Source organism: Metabacillus litoralis (assembly GCF_007994985.1).
In the GTDB taxonomy this organism is placed as follows: Bacteria; Bacillota; Bacilli; order Bacillales; family Bacillaceae; genus Metabacillus; species Metabacillus litoralis.
Genome location: NZ_VOQF01000005.1, coordinates 402,643 through 427,267, shown reverse-complemented (window position 1 = coordinate 427,267; position 24,625 = coordinate 402,643). Strand labels below are relative to the sequence as shown.

Here is a 24,625-nt window from a genome sequence, read left to right as displayed (position 1 = left end):
AAAAAGGACACTTCGTGTAGAAAGTCCTTTTTCTTGTTTTACATATTTAGAAAGTCACTTTGATCAATTAAATCGGCATCATAGAAATTTGTTATGTTAAAGACATTCTGGTTATCAATAAAATCACCCGAATTTGCTCCACCAGAGCCAATAGATGACTGACTTTGACTTTTTGGTGATAAAGCAAATGAATCACCTACAGTAAACATTGCGCTTCTACCTATTGTATTCAATTGAATTGGTCCTACAAATGCAGGCATCATTTTCTCCTCCTTTTTCCTATCAAGCTAAAATCATTATATGGAATTAAGGAAGGAGAAGTTCTGCCTAGACTTCTACTTTTTCAGTTTTCAATTCTTCTTTATATTTTTTTCGTAATTTAATTAGTCGAATAATATGTAATGTGACAGCCTTTAATACTGCATAAGTAGGGACAGCCAGGATCATCCCAATAATGCCACCAAAACTTCCTGCTCCAATCAATAGTAAAATGATTGTTAATGGGTGTGTATTGAGTCGTTTCCCAATAATAAGTGGTGAAAGAAAATTCCCATCAATTTGTTGAACAATTGTTACAACTAACGCTGCTAGTAATGCCTTTGTCGGCGAATCAAGTAAAGCAATCACAACAGCTGGTGCAGCACCAATAAAAGGACCTAGATATGGAATGATATTAGCGACAGCAACGACAATTCCGAGAACTAATGCATATTCGAGTCCGATTATAGAATAACCAATAAAACAGCCTAAACCTACGGCAAGAGAAACAATTAATTGACCTTGTATATATGCTGCTAATGTTTCATATAAATCTTGGAGAATCTTTAATCCTTCTCTTCTATAAGCTGTTGGTAATACTTTTACAGCTGTTGAAGGAAGCTTTTGACCGTCTTTTAACATATAAAAAAGAATAAAAGGTACAGTAATAGCCGTCAAAGTAATATTCGTAACAACACCAAGAACTCTTGTGAAGCTCGTTGTAATGTTTTCAGGTAAGCTAGTTGCATAGCCTGTTAACGTTTCTTCTATCTGAGTTAAGGAAACATATTCCTGTTCCATTACCCATGTAAACCATTCTTTGTTAGACATGCTAATAACAAACTCGGTGAATTCATCTACATATCTTGGGAAATTTCTTATTAAATCAGAAATTTGCTGTGAAACGATTGGTCCTATAAACGCAACAAGTGCTGATACAACACCGATGAACACAATATACGGAATTAATATTGCAAGTGTTCTAGGCACTTTACTTTTTTCCAAAATCCTAACTAAAGGATTAAAAATAAAAAATAAAATCCCAGCAATTAGAATTGGAAAGAAAAGAGTTGTTGCAAACACAATAATTGGTTCAAATAAAAAAGAGACCATTGTACCAACATAAACAATTAATAATACGAGTAATATCTGTAAAGTCCAAAAATGAGTTTTTGATTTAAACACACATGTTCCTCCTGAATTTAATTCTATAGATCTCTATCTCTGATTGTGATTTTATTATAAAAACCTTCTACTTTAGCACTATGTATGATTACAATAATACGCATGAAACGATTCAAAGGTTTCGTTTATTTACAATCTAATACAAATGTACAATATTTATACTGTTTTTACCATTATCTATCGTACTTTTGGATAAATAATTCCATTAGGTTTGAAACCATAGCTCAATATTAACACGTATGAGGCTCAACTCAGTTACTAGCTCTGTAAAAGTAACTTAATGAAAAATCACTATAAAAATATTCGTGCCATCTTTTAACAAGTCTTTTATAAATAAAACTTGTTTTTAAGACAATTAGGAGCAATCTTAGAGAAATGAGCCTTCAAAAAGACAAAATGTCCAATAATAGAATGCAAAACTACAAAATAAACAAACTGAACGATTGAAATATACGCTATCTCAGGGTGGATATTCTACTGCTCATTGAGAGAAATTCACATTTATCGTCGATTCTGCCAAATTATCAGCGATTTTTCGAATTTATCGTCGATTATAAAAATTTATCAGCGATTAGACAATTTACGACAAAACTCCCCCCATTTAAAATCTATTCTAACGTAGAAAGAGGCTGCTTTAAAGCGTAAGCGTAAAAAGAGCTCCATAAAAAAGAAGCCAGACATTATTAGACTGACTTCTTTTCCTATGATTTTATTTATTCCTCTACCTCTACTAATTGTAAAGGCTCGTGTTCTTGCTCTGCAATTTTACATACCTCAACAGAGCGAATGAGATGACCTTCCATATCTAAAATATGAAACTCAAAACCATTATAGGATAACTTATCACCTTGTTTACTCTCAATATTCTGAGTAAGGATCCATCCACCGAGTGTGTCAATGTCTTCATCATCAATATCCAAGTTTAACATATTGTTAATCTCATAAATGAGAACCTTTCCATCAACTACATAATGCATGTCTCCACGTTTTTGGATATCAGGTACTTCGTCTTGGTCAAATTCATCGCGAATATCACCAACAATTTCTTCAATTATGTCTTCTACTGTTACTAAACCAGCAGTACCACCGTACTCATCCATTAATATCGCCATATGAACTCTTTCCTTTTGCATCTTAATTAAAAGATCATGAATAGGAATCGATTCAATTACCTGAATAATTGGTCGAATATATTTTTGAATTGACGTGTTTTTTCGTTGTTCTGCCGTTAAATAATATAAATCAGTAAAAATTTCTTTAATATTAACCATACCAAGAATATGGTCTTTATCTCCATTTACCACCGGATATCGAGTGAATTTTTCACTTCTCATGATATCTAAGTTTTCCTGGAAAGATTTCTCTACCGAAGTTGTTACGATTTCTGTTCGCGGCACCATGATTTCCTTTGCAATTCGATCATCAAATTCAAAGATTCTGTTCACATATTTGAACTCAGATTGATTGATTTCACCACTTTTATAGCTTTCTGAAAGCATAAGTCTAAGATCTTCTTCCGTATGTGCCAACTCATGCTCTGATACCGGAGTAATACCGAATAATCGAACGAGTAAGTTTGCAGATCCATTTAAAATCCAAATAAATGGATACATCACTCGATAGAAAAAGATCAAAGGTCTTGCAAATAAAAGGGTGATAAATTCAGCCTTCTGTATGGCTACAGTTTTAGGAGCAAGTTCTCCTATCACTACATGTAAATACGTAATCAAAATAAATGCTATCGCAATTGTTAACACATTTGTTAATGATTCACTAATATTTAATGTCTCAAATATCGGATGCAAAAGGCCTTCTAAGGTTTGTTCTCCTAACCAACCTAAAGCTAAAGCAGTGATTGTTATTCCAAGCTGACATGCAGATAAATAACCATCAAGGTTTGAAGTAACTTTTTTAGCTGCCAGAGCAGTAGTGTTACCTTCTGCTATAAGCTGATCAATCCGTGAGCTTCTCAATTTAACAATCGCAAATTCCGATGCAACGAAAAATGCGGTAAGTGCAATTAAAATCGCAACAATAATCAGGTTAACTATATCCAAAATAAGGGACGGTCCACCAGTGTCTTTCTACTAATCTTTCATTGAAACACTGTTTACTGGCCTATCCCTGTCACCTCCTAATAAAATGGTATTCCCTACATAAACATGGTTATAAAAATACTATATTATTCCTCTGTATTACCCTGTATAAAAATCATAACAAACTTAATCAACTCAAATAGAGCCATTAAAGCCCCTGCAACATAAGTTAGTGCAGCTGCACCCAATACTTTATTTACTCCATGTTCTTCATTGTTACGGATTATTCCTTCTGCTACCATTAATTTTTTTGCACGTGAGCTTGCATTAAACTCAACAGGCAAAGTGATTAACTGAAAAGCTACCGCAAAAGAAAAAAGAATAATTCCGAGTCCAATTAAATTAAGCTGATTAAGCAATAGTCCTCCTATTAAAAGGAAAGGTGCAATACCAGATGTCAAATTAACAAGTGGGAAGAATTTATGTCTTAATACTAAAGCGCCATATGATTGTTGATGCTGTATTGCATGACCTACTTCATGTGCTGCAACAGAAACTGAAGCAATAGAGTGCCCAAAGTAAACAGGCTCTGATAATCGAACAACTCGTGAAACTGGGTCATAATGATCTGTTAATGTTCCTCTTACAGCTTCCACTTTAACTTGATATAAGCCATTTTGATCAAGTATATGACGCGCAACCTCAGCACCAGTTTTTTGCGAGGATGTTGCTACCTCTGACCATTTTTTAAAATTCCCCTTCACCTTAAATTGGGCCCAAATTGACAGTCCTAATGCTGCGAAAATTAAAAAATCCATTGGATGGAAAAACACTTCCATTCCTCCTCTAAGTATTAAATCATAAGTTTATAAATTACTATATTTCTTGTCTGCTATTATTGTATCAATAATAGTATAGACTGCATTAATGCTTTACTTTGGGGATTTATTCGATTCGTAATTTCTAATTGTGAATCTTGACTAAGTTGTTCAAATATCGGTTTTAATTCTTTAATTTCATATTCTAACTGTTTCATATGTGTAGCTAACAACTCTGCATGCTTTAAACAAGCTTCATCGTTTTCAATTGACTTCTTATTAAAACGTTTTAATTCAAGACGTTCCTTAATTTCTTGTAAACTCATATTCAATTTTTTACAGTCTTCAATAAAACGTATATCATCAATAGCCTTTTCAGTGTATAAACGATAATTTGAAGCAGAGGTAGTCTCTATATGTAACAAACCTAATTGAGTATAATAGTCAATTGTTCGCTTTGATACATTTGCCTTTTTAGCTAGTTCTCCTATTTTAAACAACAAAACCCCATCGTATCACCTCGTATTATTGATACAATTATTTTAAACTGCTTAAACTGTACAGTCAAACGTTACACTTTTTAGAATTTTACTTTTATGTATTAAAAAAACAGGCTTATTACGCCTGTTTATCTGCCTTTTTAATCAGGCATAACCGATACTATTTGTTGTGAGCGAACAAAAAACGTAGAATCTCCCACCTGTACAACGATATGGTCTGGTTTAACATCCATCACTTTTCCTCTTAAACTATCTCTGACTGTTTGAATGACTGCAAATTTACCTATTAGTGTTTGTAATGTTTGAAAAACATAAGGTTCAACATATGTTACCATTTCAGGACCAGCATGCATTTGATTGGAATAGTTCATTTTATAATCTCCCTTCTCTAATTCTTTACACTATATGAAGGGAGCTAGGTTCATGTCACGATCATTTTAATTATTTATACAGATTTTCTATATTCACTCATCAAATGAAGATCAATCTCTTTATCTAACTGCATGACATGGTGTAAAGCTTCTTCAAGTGGAATTCTACGATAATGGTGTTTACCAAATGGCTCTTCATCCATTTCATCTGCAGAGCTTATGATTTGCTGTAGTGATGTTTTCTTTATTGTTTTATCTGGCAAGTATGAATCTGTATGAAGTAAAACCGCTAAAGCTATTTCCTTGGCATTTTGTCGATCTTCTCCAAGTCGAATTAATAATCGGTGTGCACGTTCTGCACCTTTGATAGCATGAATATCATTTTTTTTGTATTCCTCAAAGTCCCATTCTCCATCTGTATACCATTCATAATGACCGATATCATGGAGAAGTGCCGCCTTTGCCGCAATATCAGGATTAACCTCATGCTTCACGGCGAGCTGTACGGCATATTGGGCTACTTTTATCGCATGGGCCACACCAGAACGATTTAAATATTTTTGTGAGATTGGATGTGTGAAAACATCCACCAATTTAACTCGTCGCATGATCATCCTCCTTTTAATGATATTCAGAACAATCTAACATAATTATTTCATCTATTCAACTGAGATGGCATTTAATCTAACATCTGAAAAAGACCTTTTTTCATATATATGAAGAAAATTAAAATTCGGAACATATTTATTGATTTTTCCATAAGAATATTAAAAAAATCAAAAAGAGGATAACTTATAAAGGATCTGGCCCTTAAGTTATCCTCTTTATGATTTAACAGGAATTTGCACTATAAAACATGTTGTGTTTTTTTGTGATTGAACAGAAATTTGTCCGGAATACTTATTGACAACCTGCTTTACTATGCTGAGTCCGTCTCCTCTTGGAATACCGTTTCTCTCTGTTTTTGTTGAAAATCCAACCTGGAATATTTTCGTTATTTGATCTTCTGAAATTGTCGGTCCAATATTTTCCACTTTAAAAATATAAGCAGTTGGTGTTACTGTTGCCTCAACACTTATAAATCTATCTAATTCTGGCAGTGAGAAGGTTGCATCAAATGCATTATCTATTAAATTTGAAAATATCTTTATTAAGTCTATTGATTTAATTTTCGAGAATTGATGGTCATCAATTAGCAAATGCATGTCTACTTTATCATTTTGAGCTCTTGCCCATTTTGTTTGTAATAAAATATAGAGAGCTGGATGCTTTATTTTTATCGGTAATTCCATTGTTTCTACTTCTTTTGATAAAGAATTAACATATTCAAATGCACGATCTTCTCTACCAATCTTCAGCAAGCCCTGAATAACTTGAATATGATTGATAAAATCGTGTCGAATGGAACGCATTGTTTGCAGCATTGACTGAAATTCACCTTGGTATGTTTCTTCAGCCTCTCCAACCTGTGATGTTACTTCTTTTCTATACCAAAATTGAAAAGCAATAAATATACTAAAAGCAAATAAAACAAAACAGCTACTAAATAGGAAAAACGTCCAACTATTGTGTAGAACCTCATCAGTTATTCCCCTTACTTTTGCGGCTCCTATCTCTACGACAAGTGATCCAATGACTTGTCCTTTTGAACCATTAATCGGAACACCAGACATTATGTATGTTTCATTATCTCTATCATTTACTCTTGATGTGAATGGAGTTTTCTCAGTAAACTCTTTATTAGGTATCTTATAAATTTTGCAGCAATCATCTAATGTCGTTAAATCAAGCCCAGGAAATCCATCCGCTACTAAGAATGGTTGATTTTGATTATCTTTTTTTAGAATATAAACATATAAAGCGTCTGTTTGACTTTTGGCTTTTTGTAGTTCTTTTTCTAAATTTAGACGGTTAATTATTGAATCTTGGTTTTGTAGATATTCTTCATATATACTAGTGTTAAAATTATTTAATACAGCATGTGCTGTGGACGTCGCTTGACTAGCAATAGTTAATTCAATTGTTTTTTTTGTGTTTGAATAAGTGATGTATAAATTCAGAGAAGAAAGAACCGTAATTATTAATATGGTTACGGAGATGATGACTACAAACTTTTTTTGTTTTAATTGTTTAATATTCAGCCACCTCAACACTTTCCTTTTAACAGTTCTTACTTTAACTATAGTACTAGTTTATAAGAGTAAAGAACTATAAGCATACATTTTTTTCTTTATAAAGTTATTATTGCATCACTTGACAAAATTTGCGAATCTTTTTTTATGAATTCTCTATAAAAATTTAACAATTATCACCATTATTTATGTAAAATAACATCAACAAAGAAAAGTTCCTAGGACTAGACACTCAAAATAAGTAAAATGCCACATTCTTCTCTTTCAACCATTATACGAATTCCTTCACATCATAAATCCTGCCATTATCTAGGGGTCTAGACAATAATTTCACAAATATCTGGGCAACAATGCTTGGAGATCTTAACATTCCTTTTTCATGAAACTCTTTAAATTGATCTATTGAGGAAAAATCCTCCTGATTTGCACTACGGATAGTTTCTTGCATGTCTGTATCCATAATACCTGGTGAGAACCCTATAGCCACTACATTTCCTTGCCCTTCCACCTGCTCAACACCTATTGTATTTGTGAACATATTTAATCCTGCTTTTGTACTACAGTATGCACTCCATCCACTTATAGGTCGGTTTGCTGCACCTGAAGTTATGTTAGCTATTACTGCTTGAACAGGTATGTTTTTCATATGCTTAATAAAGATTTCTGAAAGAAGCATCGGTGTAAGTAAATTAAGGTGTACATTTAATATCATTTCTTCTTTTTTAATCGTACCAACATTTTTGATTGGATTCACCATACCAGCATTATTTATTAAGGTAATATTATTAGCATGTTGCATGTCAATACTCCTTAAAATTTTAGTGAATACAGTTTGTGCTTGTTCAATGTTCGATAAATCACATTCTTCAAAGATAAGCTCCATTTGTTGAGATGCAGCTAATTCCTCTAATTTCACATTTTGTGATCTCGATAGATAGTAGATCGTATTATCTTTTCCTATTAATTCCTTAACTATTGCTTCTCCTAATCCTTTTGATGCACCTGTTATAATGTAGTAATTCATTTACCGCACTCCTTTTTATTCTTGGCTTTGTTAAACTTTGTTGTTGATTTCCGTTACAGGCATTCGCTTTCCCGGGAAAAAAGGTAGTTCGTTTTTTCCTAGGTCCGGGAGCCTCCTCGTAAGCTGCGCGCCTGTGGGGTCTCCCTATGACACGCTTCTCTAAGCAGGAGTCTCATATATTCACCTCCAATCAACAAAGTTCTAAAAATCAACATTAAGCTTTAACATAGCCTTATTCTTTACCATGTTATTCACTTTCACTATTATTAAAGCACTAAAAACAAAAATGATCTCCACTACAAACCTTCCATTAATTACCTTATATCCCTCTCCATTTTTATCATAAATATGTCGTCAAAAACAAGTAATACATAATTACTATTTGTTCCTTTGACAAACAGCTTTCTTCATACTAATCTAAAATCAGAATAAACATAGAAAAATTGCGTAATAAGTAGGGATAAGATGAATGAATTTTCTTATGATCCATTTAAATATCATTTTGAAAGATTAGAAGATGTAGCAGATAAGATTAGTGAGGTTCTTCAATGCCCGATTACCATTGAAGACGTTAATCATCGGCTATTAGCTTATAGTACCCACGATGATTGCACAGATCAAGCAAGAATCTCAACTATTATTGGTAGACGAGTGCCTGAAAAAGTAATTAATAGTTTATGGAAGGATGGAACAATTCCACAACTATTAAAAACGGACGAACCAGTGAGAGTTGGTCAGATTGATGAAGTAGGACTAGGCAATCGGATTGCCATCTCCATTTGGAAAAATAATGAGGTATTAGGTTTTATTTGGGCACTGGAAATTGAAAAGCATCTTGAAGAAAACGAACTACTTCTTCTTAAGAAAGCAGCACAAGCTGTAAAAAACAAAATGTTAAATTTACAAGTAAGAAAAACAAAGAAAGAAGAAAGAAATCAAGAATTCTTCTGGAAGCTGCTTACTGGTCATATATCTTCTGAAGCTGAAATCATAACTGGATTTCAAGAATTAAATTTAAGCTTGCCTGTCCCTTTTACCATAGTTGTATTTAAATTCCCTCATGAATTAAATGCTACAGCTGAAAAAAAACTAACGTATATGTTACAAACAACACAGCAGGTAAATATTATTTTTCATACAATTGACTTTGACGAGGTAGTCATTTTGCTATCTTCGAAGGGAGCTTCACCACTTACTGATATCAAACAATTTACTACACACATGCTTCGCCAGCTACATGAACGTTACTCATTCAAAAATGTGATGGCAAGTATTGGTGGTATTTGTACCAATCCGACTTTTATCGAAAAAAGCTATAAAGAAGCTGAAGCTGTTTTAACATTAAAAAAGAAGTTTCCATTGGAAACAAAGGAGTTAACTAGTTTCTCAGAGCTAGGTATTTATCAGTATCTTGATATCCTTTATGATCTAAGAAAACAATCTGATTATGTTAATTATTCCTTACAAAAACTAAAAGAATATGATAAACAACATAGTTCAAACCTTGTGGAAACTCTTGAGGTTTTCTTAAATCTAGATAGCCATGTACATGATGCTTCAAAGGCGTTAAATATTCATGTAAACACACTAAATTATCGACTCAAAAGAATATCTGAAATTGCTGAAATTAACTTGAAAAATATGAATCAAAAGCTAACAATTTACCTTGATCTTAAGCTTGATCGCTTGTCTTTGTGATTTTTCACAAACAACCAAAAAACCTTTCTCTATTTTAAACAAAGATTTTTCAATTCATTTTATTTATACTTGCGATAATAAATAGATGATTTTTAAATCTTGGATTTTTAGGGGGAAGGTTTTTTATGATTATTGGTGTTCCTACAGAAATTAAAAATAATGAAAATCGTGTTGCGTTAACTCCAGGTGGGGTAACTCAATTAGTAGCTTCTGGTCATCGCGTATTAGTAGAACATAATGCTGGCTTAGGCAGTGGGTTTGAAAATGAAGATTACGTATTTGCTGGCGCAGAAATTATTGAAGAGGCTGCAAAAGTGTGGGCAGATGCTGAAATGGTCATGAAAGTTAAAGAACCTCTACCTACTGAGTATCAGTATTTTAGAAAAGGCCTAGTATTATTCACATATCTCCATTTAGCAGCAGAGCCTGATCTAGCAAAAGCATTAAAAGATAGCGGTGTTACTGCGATTGCCTATGAAACGGTAACGGCTAACCGCACACTTCCACTTCTTACTCCAATGAGTGAAGTTGCAGGTCGAATGGCAGCACAAATCGGTGCACAATTCCTTGAAAAACCTAAAGGTGGAAAAGGAATTTTACTTGCAGGTGTTCCAGGCGTTAATCGTGGTAAAGTAACGATTATTGGCGGTGGTGTTGTTGGAACAAATGCAGCTAAAATGGCAATCGGATTAGGTGCTGATGTGACCATTATTGATTTAAGTGCAGACCGCTTACGTCAATTAGACGATATCTTTGGCACACAAATTAAAACACTTATGTCTAACCCAATGAATATCGCTAATGCAGTGGCTGAAGCAGATTTACTAATTTGTGCGGTACTAATTCCTGGTGCAAAAGCTCCGACACTTGTATCAGAGGAAATGGTGCAAGCAATGAACCCCGGATCTGTTATTGTCGATGTTGCAATTGACCAAGGTGGAATCGTTGAAACAGTTGATCATATTACAACACATGATAACCCAACATATGAAAAGCATGGTGTATTACACTACGCTGTTGCTAACATGCCAGGAGCTGTTCCTCGCACATCTACAATTGCTTTAACAAATGTTACTGTTCCTTATGCCCTTCAAATTGCAAATAAAGGCGCATACAGAGCAATTAGTGATAATCCAGCACTACAAGCAGGTGTAAACGTAATAGCAGGAGAAATCACATATGAAGCAGTTGCTAGAGACCTAGGTTATTCATATAGAGAAGTTAGAGACGTAATTGAAAAAGAATATTCATTAAATTAATTTATTTAAAGCAATCCGGATTCTTTTCGGATTGCTTTTTTATCAATTTCATCTCAATTCTAACTGTGGTGCCTTTTGTCTAATTTCACATATAAAGCTATATATTCTTTACGATTTAATGAAGCTTTCCAACAAGTGTTGATAAGATATTATTTAGTTGAATCAAGTCACTTTCATTTAACATTAACTTTTCTACAAGTTGCTTTGGAATACAAGTAGCTTCCTGCTGTAAACCCTCGCCTTTTTCCGTAAGAGCTATTAACACTACGCGTTCATCTTCTATAGATCTTTTACGGGTAATCAAGCCGTTTACTTCCATCCTTTTTAGCATTGGTGTTAAAGTTCCCGAGTCTAGAAATAACTTTTCACCTAATTTTTTCACTGAAATATCCTGTTCCTCCCACAAAACCAGCAATGCTAAATATTGTGGATACGTTACCCCAAGATCCTCTAATAAAGTACGATAGATTTTCATGATCTCTTTTTCAGCTGTATATAGTTTAAAACATAATTGATTTTCTAAAGACAAAATGTCATTTTTCATATCCCTCTATTTCCTTTCTACTCAACAATAAAGCTAGCATTATCATACCATATTTATTTTTAGTTGTTCACAATCTAATTGTTGACAATTATTATAGAACGCTTTATATTTACATTGTACACAATATAATTTTAAACAATTTATTATTAGAAGAGGTGGGATAAGTATGGAATTATTATACACAGCAAAAGCGTCTGCAGAGGGTGGTCGTATAGGTAAAGTACAAAGTAGTGATGGTGTTTTAGATTTAGCGTTATCTATGCCAAAAGCTTTAGGAGGCAAAGGTGATGCAGGCGCTACAAATCCCGAACAACTATTTGCAGCAGGTTATGCAGCTTGTTTTGATAGTGCTCTAGGCTTAGTCGCACGACAAGCAAGAAAGAAAATCGAATCAAAAGTAACAGCAGAGGTTTCAATTGGGAAAGATACTGATGGTGGATTTAAGCTTGAAGCCACTTTATTAGTCGAGATTCAAGGTGTTGAATTAGCAGAAGCTGAGGAATTAGTAAAAATCGCACATGGCGTATGTCCATACTCAAAAGCAACAAACGGCAATATTGATGTAAATTTAAAAACTGAAGTATATTAATAACCCTAAAGAGGCGTGATATCTATTATCATCCTCTTTTTTCTTTAGAAGACATAATTTTGTTGTTTTTTCACAAACTAATTCTGTTGAAAAAATAAGGAGGGTGTTTTACATGAAAAAAAATGCACGAGGTTATGTTCAAGATTCTTATTCAGCTTTAGAAAATGCTAAGAATTCATTACAGCAAGCACTTCAAACCGTTGAAAAGGATTCTAATCGTGAAAGAATTCAAAGCTCTTTACAATCTGTTGAGTCAGCACTAGATCAATGTGGACAAACAGTAAATGTTTTAGAAGAAGTTTAATACACCCTTTCTCTTTAGGAGCTTTCCATTTTTGGATTGCTCTTTTTTTATCATGTTATCTATTAGTAGGTCAATGTTTACATAACGATGACTATTAAAACAAACTAAAATGCACTATTTCTGTTACATTATCCAAGATGTAGCCGATATTTATAGTGGAGGTGAACTCTATGGATATCGCAGCTTTATCTATTGGTCTGAAACAAGCTTCTTTAGGCCAAAGTGTCAGTATTGCTCTAGCAAAACAAACAATGGATGCATCACAACAAACAAGTGAACAAATGCTGAAGATGTTAGAAGCACCACATCCTAGTCTTGGAAAGTCTTTAGATCTTAAAGCGTAATAAGAAGAGCGCAAGACACTAAAACTAAGTGCAGAATTGTATGCTTTCTCATCTTTTTGCAAAGAACTGACTCATTTATAATGGGTCAGTTTTTTTCTTAGTTGGTCGTTAAGAAATAAACAAAATTCTACAATCTTTTTTATAGTTGTCGAAATAACACTAAATGTTCTTTCATTATTTTGTTATAATATTATCCAAATTTGTCCACCATTAACCTTATTGGGCAAGACTAGACAAAACAACAAATGCTGATTACTTTTACTAACACATCCATGTCTTGCCCTTATCCTTAATAATCAGTCATAACTAAAACGTTGTTCCTTAAATGGATCACCTTCCATATGATAACCATTTCTTTCCCAAAATCCAGGATGATTTTGCTCCGTAAACTGAATACCTCTTAACCATTTTGCACTTTTCCAAAAATATAAGTGAGGAAAAACTCCCCGAAGTGGAAAGCCATGCTCAGGTGTTAGCTTCTCATTTGCAAATGAATGTGCTAAAAGACTTGTTTCCTTTAGAAAATCATCAATAGAAAGGTTTGTTGTCCATCCCTCTTCTGCATATAATATCACAAACTTGGCATTGTCCTTGATTTGCACTTCTTTCGCTATATCCTTTGTTTTAACACCTTGCCAGTTTGTATCAAGCTTTGACCATCCCGTTACACAATGAATATCATTTAATGTATTACTTTGAGGCAGAGACATAATTTCCTCTAATGTAAAGAGTTTCGGGGCTTCAACAAGTCCATATACCTGTAAGTTCCATTTTGAGAGGTCTTTATAATAAGGCACATTTCCAGCATGCAGAACAGGAAATGTCGATGTGACGTTTTGGTTTGGTGGTACTCTTCCTGGCTCTTGATTATTGTTTCTTTTCTTCCCAAAGTACATATGCTGCTAACCTCCCGATCAATTGTTAACCTTTTATAAAATTAAGTTGACATAGTTTTTTTCCTAGATTATTCTAACATTAGATATCAATTATATCTTAGGGGGAGTTAAGTTGAAAAAATTGAGTACATATGATATTTCATTAGTTGGAATGTTTGCCGCGTTAATGGCCGTTGGCGCAAATATTACTTCTTGGGCACCTTTCCTTCAAGTCGCAGGTGTACCATTATCAATGCAGCCATTTTTCTGTATTTTAGCAGGTTTACTACTAGGTAGTCGACTTGGTGCATTGTCAATGACGATCTATGCTTTAGTAGGGATCGCTGGAGCTCCTGTGTTCGCACAATTTAGTGGTGGTATTGGAGTTATTTTTGGAAGTACTGGTGGATTTATATTATCTTATATTGTTACTGCCTTTTTAGTTGGTAAAGTGATGGAATTAAGCAAAGAGAAGAAAGCATCTGCTTTCTTTACTGCTTCTTTTGTTGGAATCACTACAATTTACGTAGTGGGTACTACTTATATGTGGCTTGCTCTAAATGTATGGATGAATGCCCCTATGTCATATGGGGCGGCATGGGCTGTAATGTTATGGTTTATTGTAAAAGACGTTGCTTTCACTATTCTTGGTGCTGCTATTGCACCACGTATTTATTTTGCGGTTACAAAAGCAACAAGTAAAAGAATAGCAGCATAAATTAATGAACAAAAAGACAGCAATCACTGCTGTCTTTTTACTTATTTATTGAATCTTACCTTCATACGTTTCCAGATAGCTTTCTTCCTGTTCAGCACTCATAACTCCTGTCGCTTTCCCTACTGTTCCACCTTGTAAGCTCCAAATAACGTTATGATCTTTATCAGCTTCAGAAAAATTACCCTCTTTCCATTTATTTAGGATAGAAAGATATTTCTCTTCATTTTCATAGTCTCCGCTTTCGATTTCGTTAATCAAGTACTGAATACGCTCACTTGTCATTTCATAGTGAAGCCACTTTTCCTCTGCTACAACTTTTTGATGAGACATTCCATGCATATAATTAAGAATATCTTCCTCTGACAAAGTAGATGTACCTTTTCCAAAGGGATTTTCAGTTACAATCGTTTCATTAGAAGAATCCTTATTTTCTTCGTTATCAACATCATTCTTCTCAACTGTTTGTGATGAAGAAACAGGTTGATTATCAATCATATCTACTAATATAACTCCTAACACTCCTAAAAAGATTGATATAATAACGATACTAGAAACGATTAACTTGTGTTCTTTGATCCAAATCAGTTAAAACACCTCCCAAATATAGGATAAGTTAATGATACAATGCTTAAAACATCGATTACAAGAGAAAGCTTTGTCGAAAAATCTTCTTCATATTTTTACTATTTTTTAAAATTCAATGTATAATTGATTCTAGTTTTGTCAATAAAGGTAGTATAGTAAATAAAGAGGGTGAATAGAGATGAAAGCTTTATTATTAAAAAAGTACTTTTTAGATATAAAAGATAGAGAAAAGATAGAGAAAGAATTAATAGAGAACAATCCTGAATTAGTAGATCAAATACTAGAGTAGGATGATGAGGAGTTACTGGAGAGAATGAAATAGTACGAAAAGAGACTGGGACATAATTAAAGAAATCATCCAAAAAGATGAATAATCTAAATTCAGTTAAGCTGAAAGAAACAAGTTCGTTTCATTGCGCTGCAGACACTCGCTTTCCACGGGGAGGAAGCTGAGCCTCCTCAGCGCAAGCGCCTGTGGGGTCTCAGCCTTTCCTCTATTCCCGTAGGAGTCGAGTGTCTTCCGCTCCATTCCACTAAGTTCTTAAAAATATTATGAAAAATCAAAAATATTGAAGACGGCAAATAAAAACCCGAACTATTAGGGGAATGATTAATTGAAATATCACCTAATAATTCGGGTTTAACAATAGCTTAACTACTTATGCTAGCCTCTTTCTGTTAAGCTACTTATAAAATAATTGCTGCAATCCATCCAAATAAAATAAGAGGAATATTATAATGAATAAAGGTTGGTACACATGTATCCCAAATGTGATTGTGATTACCATCCGCTGCTAGACCAGATGTAGGACCTAAAGTACTATCAGATGCAGGTGAACCAGCGTCACCTAACGCCGCAGCCGTTCCAACAATCGCAATTGTTGCCATAGGACTTAACCCTAACTCTAAACTTAATGGAACAAAAATTGTTGTGATAATAGGTATTGTAGAGAAAGAAGATCCAATCCCCATTGTAACTAATAATCCAACAAGCAACATTAATAAAGCTCCTATTGCTTGATTACCTCCTATTAAGCTAGCAGCATCTTGGACTAACAATTCAACATGTCCTGTTTCTTTCAAGACACTAGCAAAACCAGATGCTGTAATCATCACAAAGCCGATAAACGCCATCATTTTCATACCATTTGTCATAATAACATCTGCTTCATTCCGCTTTAGTGATCCTCCTAAATAAATAACAACGACACCAGCCAATGCACCAAAAATCATTCCTTCAACACCTAGCTGCTGTGAAAGATATAGTTGAACGGAAAGTGACACGATAATCGCTACAATAGCGATAACAAGACTTTTAGCTGTGTAAGTATTACTCGCTTCCTGTCCTGCTACTTCACGAGTTTCATATATTCTTTTCTTACGATAAGAAATAAAGATGGCTGTTAATAAACCTAAAACCATTCCAATCGCAGGGATAGACATTGCTGCTGGAATATCTGCTAATGAAACAACAAGACCACTTTGTTCCATGTTTGTTTGCATTATTTCATGAAAGATTGCGCCAAATCCTACAGGTAAAAACATGTATGGTGTAATTAATCCAAATGTGATGACTGTTGCAATTAAGCGTCGATCCACTTGTAGCTCGTTTAGAACTTTTAGCAATGGTGGAATAAGAACTGGAATAAAAGCAATATGAACTGGTATCACATTTTGTGAAAAAATTGAAATGATTAGGATTAGTAAGATGATTAAAACTTTAGAAAGCGTTTTTCGTCTTGCTTCTCCTTCACGACCGACTAATTTAATCGCACCTTCTACAATTGCATCTGGTAACCCTGTTTTTGATAATGCAACAGCAAATGCACCTAGTAATGCATAACTTAACGCAACTGTAGCGTTACCACCAAGACCATTTGTAAAGGTTTGGATTGTTGTTGCAACATCTAAACCTCCAGTGAGTCCTCCAATAAGCGCACCTATTACAAGTGCAAAGACAACATTTATTCTTAGTAAGCTTAAAATAAGCATGACTAAAACTGCAATAATGACAGCATTCATGATGATAACCTCCAAAAATCCTTTAGTTTGCTAATATGGTAGAGAAATAAAATAACAGAGTATAATTTAACATAGCTTTTTTTATTATGTCAATAGGATTTTATTATTGTGATAAACTGATATATTACTTCTTCATGTAAAAATCAAGATTTATCAGACTTTGAAAATTCTGTTATAGTGCTAAATAACAAAAATGAGATACTTAGATAACCTTTATAAATAGTCTGAGTTAAACTTGGTTGTTGATTTTCGTTATAGGCATACGCTTTCCCCGAAAAAAATGAAGTTCGTTTTTTCCTAGGAAAGAATATTCCTCCTCATAAGCTGCGCGCCTGTAAAGTCTATTGCATTTCACTCCAATCAACAAAGTGCATATATTCCGAGTATGTGCTTTAAATTAGTCTATAAATACTGGCTCGCTCTTCATACTTAGTTTTTAAAATTAAGTACCTTTTCGTAAACTATGTTGATTTAAGTAAATTGAAGAAATACACTATATAAAGTCCATTTTTTTCTTCTTATATAATCGGACCTTGTATTGCATATAGAAACTGTTTCACCTCATCAATAAAGGTACGCTATAACTTATTTTATTTAATGGTTCTTTTTTGTTTTTTATAAAGATTGTGTTCTATTAAACAATTTCCATAACTTTAGTGGAATGGAGCGGAAGACACTTGACTCCTGCAGGTGTAGAGGAAAGGCTGAGACCCCACAGGCGAAGCCGAGGAGACTCAGCTTCCTCCCTGCGGAAAGCAAGTGTCTGGAGCGAAATGGAACGAACACGGTACTACCAAACATTTCAATTAATCTTTTCTCTACAAAATTGTTGCTAATTCTATATACCACAATAAAAATTTAAAAAAGCTTGAGGTAAAAAGAACTCCTCAAGCTTTTTTGGCGTGCTATTTTAATTGAAATTCTATAGAATGTGACTTTAGATCTTCTCCTCGTAATTAGAAGCTACTAAACAAATAAGACAATCCTTCTACAAAATAATTTATTCATTAATCTCAAAACGTTCTACAAATGTAGCCAATGTTCTAGCCATAACACCTGTTGCGCCTGATGGGCCTAGGTCAGTTTCTTTTGAAGTTGTAGCTGTTCCTGCTATATCAAGATGTACCCATGGAGTTTCTTCAGCAAATTCTCCGATAAAGGCACCAGCCATTATCGCATGACCTTCACGACCTGGTGAGTTGTTTAGATCTGCCATTTTACTATTACGAACGCGTTTTTTATCTTTTTCGAAAATTGGTAAGCGCCACACTGGTTCTTCACATTCATGGGATGCTTGAAGAATTTGTTCGAATAATGGCTCATTATTAGTCATTGCACCTGTTGTATCAGTTCCTAAGGCAATTATTACTCCTCCAGTTAATGTTGCAACATCTACTAAATAATTTGCACCATGATGTTTTGCATATGTCACTCCATCTGCAAGTGCAAGTCGTCCTTCAGCATCTGTATTAAGCACTTCAATCGTTTTTCCACTTAATGACACAATAACGTCGTCAGGCTTAAATGCACCACCACTGATCATATTATCAGTAGATGGAATAACAGCAACAACATTTTGTTCCGGCTTGATTTCACCGATAATTTCCATTGCTCCAAGAACAGATGCAGCTCCACCCATATCTGTTTTCATTCCAACAATTCCATCTTTTGGTTTAATTGAATAACCTCCTGTATCATAGGTAATACCTTTGCCTACCAATCCTATAACGTCTGTCCACTCATCCTTGCCTTGATATTTCAAAACGATCATTTTTGGTGGCTCTTCTGAACCTTTATTTACAGCTAATAATGCACCCATTCCAAGGCGTTCCATTTCCTCTTTTTCAAGAATTTCATATTCAAAATGATATTTCTTTGCCAATTCAATTGAATAAGCTGCTAGATCTGTTGCCGTTAAAAGATTTGGTGGCATATTTGTTAATGTTCTTGCACTATTTGTTCCTTGTCCAAACGCATACCCCACCTCAAGACTTGATTTGATTTCATCATTGTCTTCTGTATCAACTGCAATATGGATTGTCTCAATTTTATGTTCAGGCTCATTTGATTTCTGCTTATAATCTTGTATCTGGTAAGTAGATAAAGCAAAAGCTTCTGCCAATGCATGGGCTGCTTCATTTTGATCAAGATTTTCTGCAACAAATGTTTCTAGTGCGACTGTCAGGTGATGAGCTTTCATTTCTTGAACGGTTTTGAACAATTTACCAAAGACTTCTTTTACTGATGTAAAGTCTAATAATTTCTCTTTACCCAAACCAACTATGTAAATACGTTTTACAGGAAGCTTACCAAGGGTATGTATTTTAGTAATGGTTTTTCTTTTAGCAGATAAGTCTCCATCTTTTATTAACTCTGAAAGTTTACCACCTAATTGATTATCTAAATCTGCTATGTAACCAGATAATTTATTATTTTGTTGAAATAAACCGATCACAAGTGTTTCATGATCTTCTAACTTAAGTTGATTATGTACTTGAAACAACAAAAACACCTCCATGGGATTTGAAAAACTGGGTATTTATTTTAACATTGTAATCAAACTTTAGAGAACGTAGTAAGTATATGTAGTTATAATCAATAAAAACATGCATAATACTAAATTCTCATTGTTTAAGGGTGGGATTAGAAGATATGCTATAATGAGAAAAATCATTTTTTATTGTTTTAACTAATTTAAAACTACATACAAAATTATCTTTGTTCCCTAGCTTTTTTTTCTATTTGATTGTAACAAATAGAAAGTTTAATTAACATTGTAAGCACTTTAATAATGTTTTACATTTGAAAGGAGCACTCATTTTGGAACTATTTCTAAATTTCCCTTTAATTGCAGCATTAGCAGCTATTTTCTTTGCACAGTTTGTTAAGGTACCTATTTTATTTATTGCAACAAGAAAGTGGGATTGGTCTCTTGTAACAAGTACAGGAGGAATGCCTAGCTCCCATTCAGCAGCGGTTACAGCTCTTGCTACTGGGGTTGCACTAGATCATGGTTTAGATTCTTCAATTTTTGCGATATCAGCCGTTTTTGCCATTATTACAATGTTTGATGCTACAGGAGTAAGAAGGCATGCTGGCGAGCAAGCAACAGTACTAAATCAATTGGTGCTTGATTTCAATACTTTTGTTGAAGAAGCGAAAGTTTGGCCAAATAAAGAAATGAAAGATAAACAAAAGAAGTTGAAAGAGCTCTTAGGTCATCAGCCAATTGAAGTATTTTTTGGCGGATTAACTGGGATATGCTTAGCTCTATTATTACATTTTTTATTTACACTTTAAGAGGAGGGATTATGTGAAACTAATTTCTATTTGTCCAAGTAATACAGAGCTTGCAGTTTATTTAGGGTTAAAGAACGATCTTGTTGCACTAGATGACTTTTCTGATTGGCCATTAGAATTAAACCACCTTCCTAGGCTAGGTCCTGATCTATCCATTGATATGGATCTTCTTGAATCCTATAAGCCAGATTTAGTGTTAGCTTCTCTAAGCGTACCAGGTATGGAGAAAAATGTGAAAGAGTTAGAAGCTCGTAACATACCTCATATCGTGTTTAATCCTCAATCATTCAGCGATATTGCAAGTGATCTTGAAGTATTAGGAAAAGCAACTGGTAAAGAAGCCGAAACAAGAGAAGTTTTAAAAAAATATAACAATACTCTGAATACATACCGTGCCATTTCTGAGACTATAGACCAACATCCATCAGTTTACTTCGAATGGTGGCCAAATCCTATTTTCACTCCAGGTAAAATAAATTGGCTTTCAGAGCTTAGTGAATTAGCTGGTGCAAAAAATATTTTTGATGATGTAGAATTAGCAAGTGTTCAAACAAATTGGGAGGATGTTTTTAACCGTGATCCTGATCATATCTGTTTATCATGGGTAGGTGTTAAACAGTCTAGGATGAAAACTTCACATGTGTTAAAAAGAGCGAATGCTCAAGATCTAAAAGCTGTTCAAAATGGGCATCTTCATCTATTAGAAGAGTCATTATTTTGTCGTCCCTCTCCAAGACTACTATATGGACTTCAAAAGCTTGCTTTTATATTACATCCTACTTTATATCCACAGCCAAAGGAAAATGAGCTCTTGCTTTAAATAGTATGAATTTGAAAAAGCTAATGGAAGAATCCATTAGCTTTTTGTTTTATCTTTTATATATTTTTGTCTAAATACCTGCATGGACTCATCATTGTTTAGCTTTTCTAATTCTTGTTCTGTTATTGTGCCGTCACCCATCTCGACAACATATACATCTAAATGCTTCTTGCCCCAATCATTGTAAACCTCAGATACTGTTTCATAAAAGAGATCTAATTTATTCCCTTTTATTGCCCCACCTTTATCTGCTACAACACCATATCCATAACCTGGAATAAATAAGATTGTCCCTAATGGGAACACATCTAGATCTGCAGCAACAGTAGAGTATAAATCACGCTTTACCTTTACTCCTGAATATGTAATTCCATAACTAGGATGATCAGGGTTTTTACCTGTTGATTCTACACCTGCTGTATATCCAGTTGCGACAACTTTTTTTGTTGGAAACTTCGACCAGTCAAAAGCATCCTCCAATGAAACATCACTATTCACCGCTTCTACACTTGAAGAAATTTCTTTAGTAACAGTAGGTTCACTTCTTAACGATTTGAAAGAAAGTCCCAAAAACTTAAATGTATCTTTCTCTTCTGACTTATTAACACTATTATTATATCCTGAGTTTACCTGATCATATCCATACCAGTTTGCAATGTCCTTTGCTTTAACACCTGATATAGCTTCAAATGTTGTCGTTAATGCACCTAAAAATAATAAGGTCATAATAATTCTTTTACTTACTCTCTTTATACTTATCATATATTTACTTTCCACTCCTCTCACAAATTTATTCGTTCCCTAATTTGCAAGAAAGTATTCATAAATAATGAAAAAAAAATATATATTGAGAGTTTAGCAGGAGTAATTTTACAACATTTTGCACCTTTTCAAATCCTTGTTAATAAAGGGGTCTGGCGCCAATGATATTCATATATAACGCAAATAGCCTCACATCAAATTTTGATGCGAAGCTTGTATTAAGTATATGTTTAAAACATTTGATAGCCTCTTTTACGCAGCATTTTAATTGTAACTCCAGCAAGAATCGCACCTATTAAGCCAAAAGATAAGATTAATAAGTCAGCAAGAGCAAGTGAGGTTATTTTATTACCTAATTCAGCAAAAGACTCACCAGGATTTTGGAAATATTGTATAAATCTCACATCATCTATAATAAAAATACAAACTAAAGGATATATAATTGCCATTATCCATGACATACGTAAAAGCATATTTAATAAAAAACCGATTCCAAAAAATAAAACTAAAAATAAAAGCATAGATATTAATAAAACAGGTAAGCTTAACATCGCTATCACCTCCATTACACCATTATTAGTGTAAAGGACGATTGAAGGACAGTCAATTGAAAGTCAGTGAACGTTTTATGACTTCTTACCTGAACCTTCACAACTTCCACATGTTTCAGATCCACCGAGCATTAGCTGAAAATACCCTTTACCAGAACAATAGGGACATTCCTTTGTTATTACCTCTGTTGTATTCATAAACGTCTCCCCTTTGGAAAATGAATTGTTTTAGATAATATACCAATTATTCTGACAATTATAAAGGGAGATATTCTGACAAAATTGTTTATGTAAGCGAATACATACTGATCATGCTTTATTTCTCTTTAATTTTCTTACTATTTAGAAAATATAATTTCTAAAGTAGAATAGAAGCCCTAAGAGCGATATTATAGTGGGTATTTACTTATTGTAGAAAAGGACAAGAGCATGAGCCCTTGTCCTTTAGTGTTTTCTATAATTTTACAAAATATTAAATTTCCCTTTTTTCACTACTAATGATGGTCCGCCAACCATGAATAATGCACGGTTATCGATCATCTTTTTCATAAATGAAGCTTTTGTACCAACTAACTTTTTACCAAATACAACACCAACTGCATCATGTTCTCCTAATGATGCAACAGATCCTTTAATATCCGGAGTAAATGTAGCCATTTCACCGCGCTCACGAATTGCTACAGATAAGTTTTTCGCACATACCTCACCTTGTTGCATAGCAATTTGAGCTGTCGGAGGATATGGACGGTTAATTTCTTCGTTAATGATTAATGCACAATCACCAATGATAAATACATCATCATGACCTGGAGCACGTAAGAAACCATCAACTTTTACACGACCACGCATGTTTTCAAAGCCCGCTTCTTCAACAACGCTATTACCACGTACACCTGCTGCCCATACAACAGTACCAGCTTTAATTGTCTCAAGCTCTTCACCTTTAGCAACGATGATACCTTCTTCAATACATTCCTTAATTGCTGTACCAATCATGAATTCTACGCCTTTTTTCTGTAAATGGTTAACTGCGTAGTCAACTAATTCAGGATCAAAGCCTGGTAAGGCTGTTGGTGCTGCTTCCACACAGATAATACGAACTTTATTAAAATCTACATCATACTCTTTACAAAGCTCTGGAATTCTGTTTCCTAATTCTCCAAGGAATTCAATTCCAGTGAAGCCAGCGCCTCCAACAACAATTGTTAGACGCTCATCTTTCTTCTCCGCTTCCATGTTATATGTAGCGAATTGGTATTCAATATGCTCACGTAGTTGGCGAGCAGAATCAATGCTTGTAATTCCGAAAGCAAACTCTTTTAAGCCTTGGATACCAAATGTTTCTGGATGAGCACCTAAAGAAATAACTAGATAGTCATATTCTACTTCGCCATTTGTCATGACAACTTTTTTTGCTTCTTTATCAATAGAAACAACAGTGTCTTGAACAAAATTCACACGACTATTATCAATAATATCCTTAATTTGATAACGAGCTTTATCATGATGTAAAGTTCCTGCTGAAGCTTCATGTAACCATGTAGTTTCATAATGATAGTCATTTTTATTTATTAATGTAATTTCTGCTTCGTCAACACCGACTTGCTTTTGTAATCGTGTAACTGTAATTAATCCACCATAACCTGCACCTAAAACGACAATTCTTGGCTTTCTCAACGGATACATCCACCTTTACTCTAAAGTTGTTGTAATGCTCGAATTATGTCTATTATCTATAATCCACTGAAATACAACTTTTTATTTTGATTTAAAGAAATAAAACTTTGTGAAATCATTCACTTACCTATGCATACGAATATAAATGTTTCATTAAAACGTATAAATATATATAATTGCACCTATATCCAATCATATATATATAATGAACATTTTTCAAGTAATTTTTTCTAACAACATGGTTTGTTTTTTC

General features: G+C 33.9%; 26 protein-coding genes. 8 read left to right on the top strand and 18 right to left on the bottom strand.

Annotated elements, in window-relative coordinates; translation table 11 throughout:
- Positions 1-38 precede the first annotated feature (38 nt).
- From FS935_RS10110 to FS935_RS10070, 9 genes are all read right to left on the bottom strand, one after another.
- Entirely contained in the window at positions 39-260 is a 222-nt protein-coding gene (locus FS935_RS10110) for a spore germination protein (RefSeq protein WP_146948127.1), read from the bottom strand.
- A gap of 67 nt (positions 261-327) precedes the next feature.
- Entirely contained in the window at positions 328-1,443 is a 1,116-nt protein-coding gene (locus tag FS935_RS10105; protein WP_146948125.1) for an AI-2E family transporter, read from the bottom strand.
- Positions 1,444-2,156: 713 nt separating this feature from the next.
- Positions 2,157-3,500, bottom strand: coding sequence for a hemolysin family protein (locus FS935_RS10100; protein WP_146948123.1), 1,344 nt, complete (start codon positions 3,498-3,500; stop codon positions 2,157-2,159).
- A gap of 125 nt (positions 3,501-3,625) precedes the next feature.
- On the bottom strand, positions 3,626-4,312 hold the full coding sequence (locus tag FS935_RS10095; RefSeq protein ID WP_146948121.1) for a zinc metallopeptidase: 687 nt from the start codon (positions 4,310-4,312) through the stop codon (positions 3,626-3,628).
- Between the two features lie 62 nt (positions 4,313-4,374).
- Positions 4,375-4,797: a MerR family transcriptional regulator gene (locus tag FS935_RS10090; RefSeq protein ID WP_158638587.1), complete on the bottom strand. Its 423-nt coding sequence runs from the start codon at positions 4,795-4,797 to the stop codon at positions 4,375-4,377.
- Between the two features lie 140 nt (positions 4,798-4,937).
- On the bottom strand, positions 4,938-5,168 hold the full coding sequence (locus FS935_RS10085; protein ID WP_146948117.1) for a YuzF family protein: 231 nt from the start codon (positions 5,166-5,168) through the stop codon (positions 4,938-4,940).
- Positions 5,169-5,242: 74 nt separating this feature from the next.
- Complete coding sequence (locus FS935_RS10080) at positions 5,243-5,776, bottom strand: HD domain-containing protein (RefSeq protein ID WP_146948115.1); 534 nt, start codon at positions 5,774-5,776, stop codon at positions 5,243-5,245.
- Positions 5,777-5,992: 216 nt separating this feature from the next.
- Positions 5,993-7,318 (bottom strand): sensor histidine kinase, encoded by a 1,326-nt coding sequence (locus FS935_RS10075; RefSeq protein ID WP_146948113.1) that lies wholly within the window; start codon positions 7,316-7,318, stop codon positions 5,993-5,995.
- A 253-nt stretch (positions 7,319-7,571) separates the two neighbouring features.
- Positions 7,572-8,324: a (S)-benzoin forming benzil reductase gene (locus tag FS935_RS10070; RefSeq protein ID WP_146948111.1), complete on the bottom strand. Its 753-nt coding sequence runs from the start codon at positions 8,322-8,324 to the stop codon at positions 7,572-7,574.
- A gap of 465 nt (positions 8,325-8,789) precedes the next feature.
- Here FS935_RS10070 and adeR point away from each other — a divergent pair, with 465 nt between their 5' ends.
- Both adeR and ald read left to right on the top strand, forming a co-directional pair.
- Positions 8,790-10,022: a sporulation transcriptional activator AdeR gene (gene adeR / locus FS935_RS10065; protein WP_146948110.1), complete on the top strand. Its 1,233-nt coding sequence runs from the start codon at positions 8,790-8,792 to the stop codon at positions 10,020-10,022.
- A gap of 125 nt (positions 10,023-10,147) precedes the next feature.
- Entirely contained in the window at positions 10,148-11,281 is a 1,134-nt protein-coding gene (gene ald / locus FS935_RS10060; protein WP_146948108.1) for an alanine dehydrogenase, read from the top strand.
- Positions 11,282-11,396: 115 nt separating this feature from the next.
- On the opposite strand, the gene FS935_RS10055 is transcribed toward ald, so the two are convergent.
- Positions 11,397-11,825, bottom strand: a complete 429-nt coding sequence (locus tag FS935_RS10055; RefSeq protein WP_146948106.1) for a MarR family winged helix-turn-helix transcriptional regulator — start codon at positions 11,823-11,825, stop codon at positions 11,397-11,399.
- A gap of 166 nt (positions 11,826-11,991) precedes the next feature.
- Here FS935_RS10055 and FS935_RS10050 point away from each other — a divergent pair, with 166 nt between their 5' ends.
- The 3 genes from FS935_RS10050 (at position 11,992) to FS935_RS10040 (ending at position 13,062) form a co-directional block, all read left to right on the top strand.
- The gene (locus FS935_RS10050) at positions 11,992-12,414 is read left to right on the top strand and encodes an organic hydroperoxide resistance protein (protein WP_146948104.1); all 423 of its coding nucleotides are present in this window, start codon (positions 11,992-11,994) and stop codon (positions 12,412-12,414) included.
- A 112-nt stretch (positions 12,415-12,526) separates the two neighbouring features.
- Positions 12,527-12,718, top strand: coding sequence for a hypothetical protein (locus FS935_RS10045; RefSeq protein WP_146948102.1), 192 nt, complete (start codon positions 12,527-12,529; stop codon positions 12,716-12,718).
- Positions 12,719-12,888: 170 nt separating this feature from the next.
- Positions 12,889-13,062, top strand: coding sequence for a YjfB family protein (locus tag FS935_RS10040; protein ID WP_146948100.1), 174 nt, complete (start codon positions 12,889-12,891; stop codon positions 13,060-13,062).
- A 296-nt stretch (positions 13,063-13,358) separates the two neighbouring features.
- On the opposite strand, the gene FS935_RS10035 is transcribed toward FS935_RS10040, so the two are convergent.
- A complete protein-coding gene (locus FS935_RS10035; RefSeq protein ID WP_146948098.1) occupies positions 13,359-13,958 on the bottom strand; it encodes a sulfite oxidase-like oxidoreductase in 600 nt (199 codons plus the stop codon).
- Between the two features lie 112 nt (positions 13,959-14,070).
- On the opposite strand from FS935_RS10035, the gene FS935_RS10030 reads away from it, so the two are divergent.
- A complete protein-coding gene (locus FS935_RS10030; RefSeq protein WP_240050876.1) occupies positions 14,071-14,655 on the top strand; it encodes a biotin transporter BioY in 585 nt (194 codons plus the stop codon).
- 45 nt (positions 14,656-14,700) lie between these two features.
- Here FS935_RS10030 and FS935_RS10025 read toward each other — a convergent pair whose 3' ends face one another.
- The 3 genes from FS935_RS10025 to FS935_RS10015 form a co-directional block, all read right to left on the bottom strand.
- Positions 14,701-15,150, bottom strand: a complete 450-nt coding sequence (locus FS935_RS10025; protein ID WP_146948096.1) for a DUF6241 domain-containing protein — start codon at positions 15,148-15,150, stop codon at positions 14,701-14,703.
- A 777-nt stretch (positions 15,151-15,927) separates the two neighbouring features.
- Complete coding sequence (locus FS935_RS10020; RefSeq protein ID WP_146948094.1) at positions 15,928-17,262, bottom strand: Na+/H+ antiporter family protein; 1,335 nt, start codon at positions 17,260-17,262, stop codon at positions 15,928-15,930.
- A 1,000-nt stretch (positions 17,263-18,262) separates the two neighbouring features.
- Positions 18,263-19,765: a leucyl aminopeptidase gene (locus FS935_RS10015; protein WP_146948092.1), complete on the bottom strand. Its 1,503-nt coding sequence runs from the start codon at positions 19,763-19,765 to the stop codon at positions 18,263-18,265.
- A gap of 317 nt (positions 19,766-20,082) precedes the next feature.
- Between FS935_RS10015 and FS935_RS10010 the strand changes: the two genes are divergently transcribed.
- Both FS935_RS10010 and FS935_RS10005 read left to right on the top strand, forming a co-directional pair.
- Entirely contained in the window at positions 20,083-20,562 is a 480-nt protein-coding gene (locus FS935_RS10010) for a divergent PAP2 family protein (RefSeq protein ID WP_146948090.1), read from the top strand.
- Positions 20,563-20,575: 13 nt separating this feature from the next.
- Complete coding sequence (locus FS935_RS10005) at positions 20,576-21,382, top strand: cobalamin-binding protein (RefSeq protein WP_146948088.1); 807 nt, start codon at positions 20,576-20,578, stop codon at positions 21,380-21,382.
- 36 nt (positions 21,383-21,418) lie between these two features.
- On the opposite strand, the gene spsC is transcribed toward FS935_RS10005, so the two are convergent.
- The 4 genes from spsC to FS935_RS09990 form a co-directional block, all read right to left on the bottom strand.
- Positions 21,419-22,144, bottom strand: coding sequence for a stationary phase survival protein SpsC (gene spsC, locus FS935_RS10000; RefSeq protein WP_146948086.1), 726 nt, complete (start codon positions 22,142-22,144; stop codon positions 21,419-21,421).
- A 230-nt stretch (positions 22,145-22,374) separates the two neighbouring features.
- Positions 22,375-22,695, bottom strand: a complete 321-nt coding sequence (locus FS935_RS09995; RefSeq protein ID WP_146948084.1) for a YuiB family protein — start codon at positions 22,693-22,695, stop codon at positions 22,375-22,377.
- A 75-nt stretch (positions 22,696-22,770) separates the two neighbouring features.
- The gene (locus tag FS935_RS23420) at positions 22,771-22,893 is read right to left on the bottom strand and encodes a YuiA family protein (RefSeq protein WP_158638586.1); all 123 of its coding nucleotides are present in this window, start codon (positions 22,891-22,893) and stop codon (positions 22,771-22,773) included.
- A gap of 264 nt (positions 22,894-23,157) precedes the next feature.
- Positions 23,158-24,372: an NAD(P)/FAD-dependent oxidoreductase gene (locus FS935_RS09990; RefSeq protein WP_146948082.1), complete on the bottom strand. Its 1,215-nt coding sequence runs from the start codon at positions 24,370-24,372 to the stop codon at positions 23,158-23,160.
- Positions 24,373-24,625: the final 253 nt, after the last annotated feature.

Excerpts from the sequence above, each read along its gene's own strand:
- FS935_RS10025 (WP_146948096.1), bottom strand. The coding sequence starts at position 15,150 with ATGATTGATAATCAACCTGTTTCTTCATCACAAACAGTTGAGAAGAAT.
- ald (WP_146948108.1), top strand. The coding sequence starts at position 10,148 with ATGATTATTGGTGTTCCTACAGAAATTAAAAATAATGAAAATCGTGTT.
- FS935_RS10070 (WP_146948111.1), bottom strand. The coding sequence starts at position 8,324 with ATGAATTACTACATTATAACAGGTGCATCAAAAGGATTAGGAGAAGCA.
- adeR (WP_146948110.1), top strand. The coding sequence starts at position 8,790 with ATGAATGAATTTTCTTATGATCCATTTAAATATCATTTTGAAAGATTA.
- FS935_RS10080 (WP_146948115.1), bottom strand. The coding sequence starts at position 5,776 with ATGCGACGAGTTAAATTGGTGGATGTTTTCACACATCCAATCTCACAA.
- FS935_RS10110 (WP_146948127.1), bottom strand. The coding sequence starts at position 260 with ATGCCTGCATTTGTAGGACCAATTCAATTGAATACAATAGGTAGAAGC.
- FS935_RS10035 (WP_146948098.1), bottom strand. The coding sequence starts at position 13,958 with ATGTACTTTGGGAAGAAAAGAAACAATAATCAAGAGCCAGGAAGAGTA.
- FS935_RS09995 (WP_146948084.1), bottom strand. The coding sequence starts at position 22,695 with ATGTTAAGCTTACCTGTTTTATTAATATCTATGCTTTTATTTTTAGTT.
- FS935_RS10055 (WP_146948106.1), bottom strand. The coding sequence starts at position 11,825 with ATGAAAAATGACATTTTGTCTTTAGAAAATCAATTATGTTTTAAACTA.
- FS935_RS10085 (WP_146948117.1), bottom strand. The coding sequence starts at position 5,168 with ATGAACTATTCCAATCAAATGCATGCTGGTCCTGAAATGGTAACATAT.
- FS935_RS23420 (WP_158638586.1), bottom strand. The coding sequence starts at position 22,893 with ATGAATACAACAGAGGTAATAACAAAGGAATGTCCCTATTGTTCTGGT.
- spsC (WP_146948086.1), bottom strand. The coding sequence starts at position 22,144 with ATGATAAGTATAAAGAGAGTAAGTAAAAGAATTATTATGACCTTATTA.
- FS935_RS10045 (WP_146948102.1), top strand. The coding sequence starts at position 12,527 with ATGAAAAAAAATGCACGAGGTTATGTTCAAGATTCTTATTCAGCTTTA.
- FS935_RS10050 (WP_146948104.1), top strand. The coding sequence starts at position 11,992 with ATGGAATTATTATACACAGCAAAAGCGTCTGCAGAGGGTGGTCGTATA.
- FS935_RS10040 (WP_146948100.1), top strand. The coding sequence starts at position 12,889 with ATGGATATCGCAGCTTTATCTATTGGTCTGAAACAAGCTTCTTTAGGC.
- FS935_RS10020 (WP_146948094.1), bottom strand. The coding sequence starts at position 17,262 with ATGAATGCTGTCATTATTGCAGTTTTAGTCATGCTTATTTTAAGCTTA.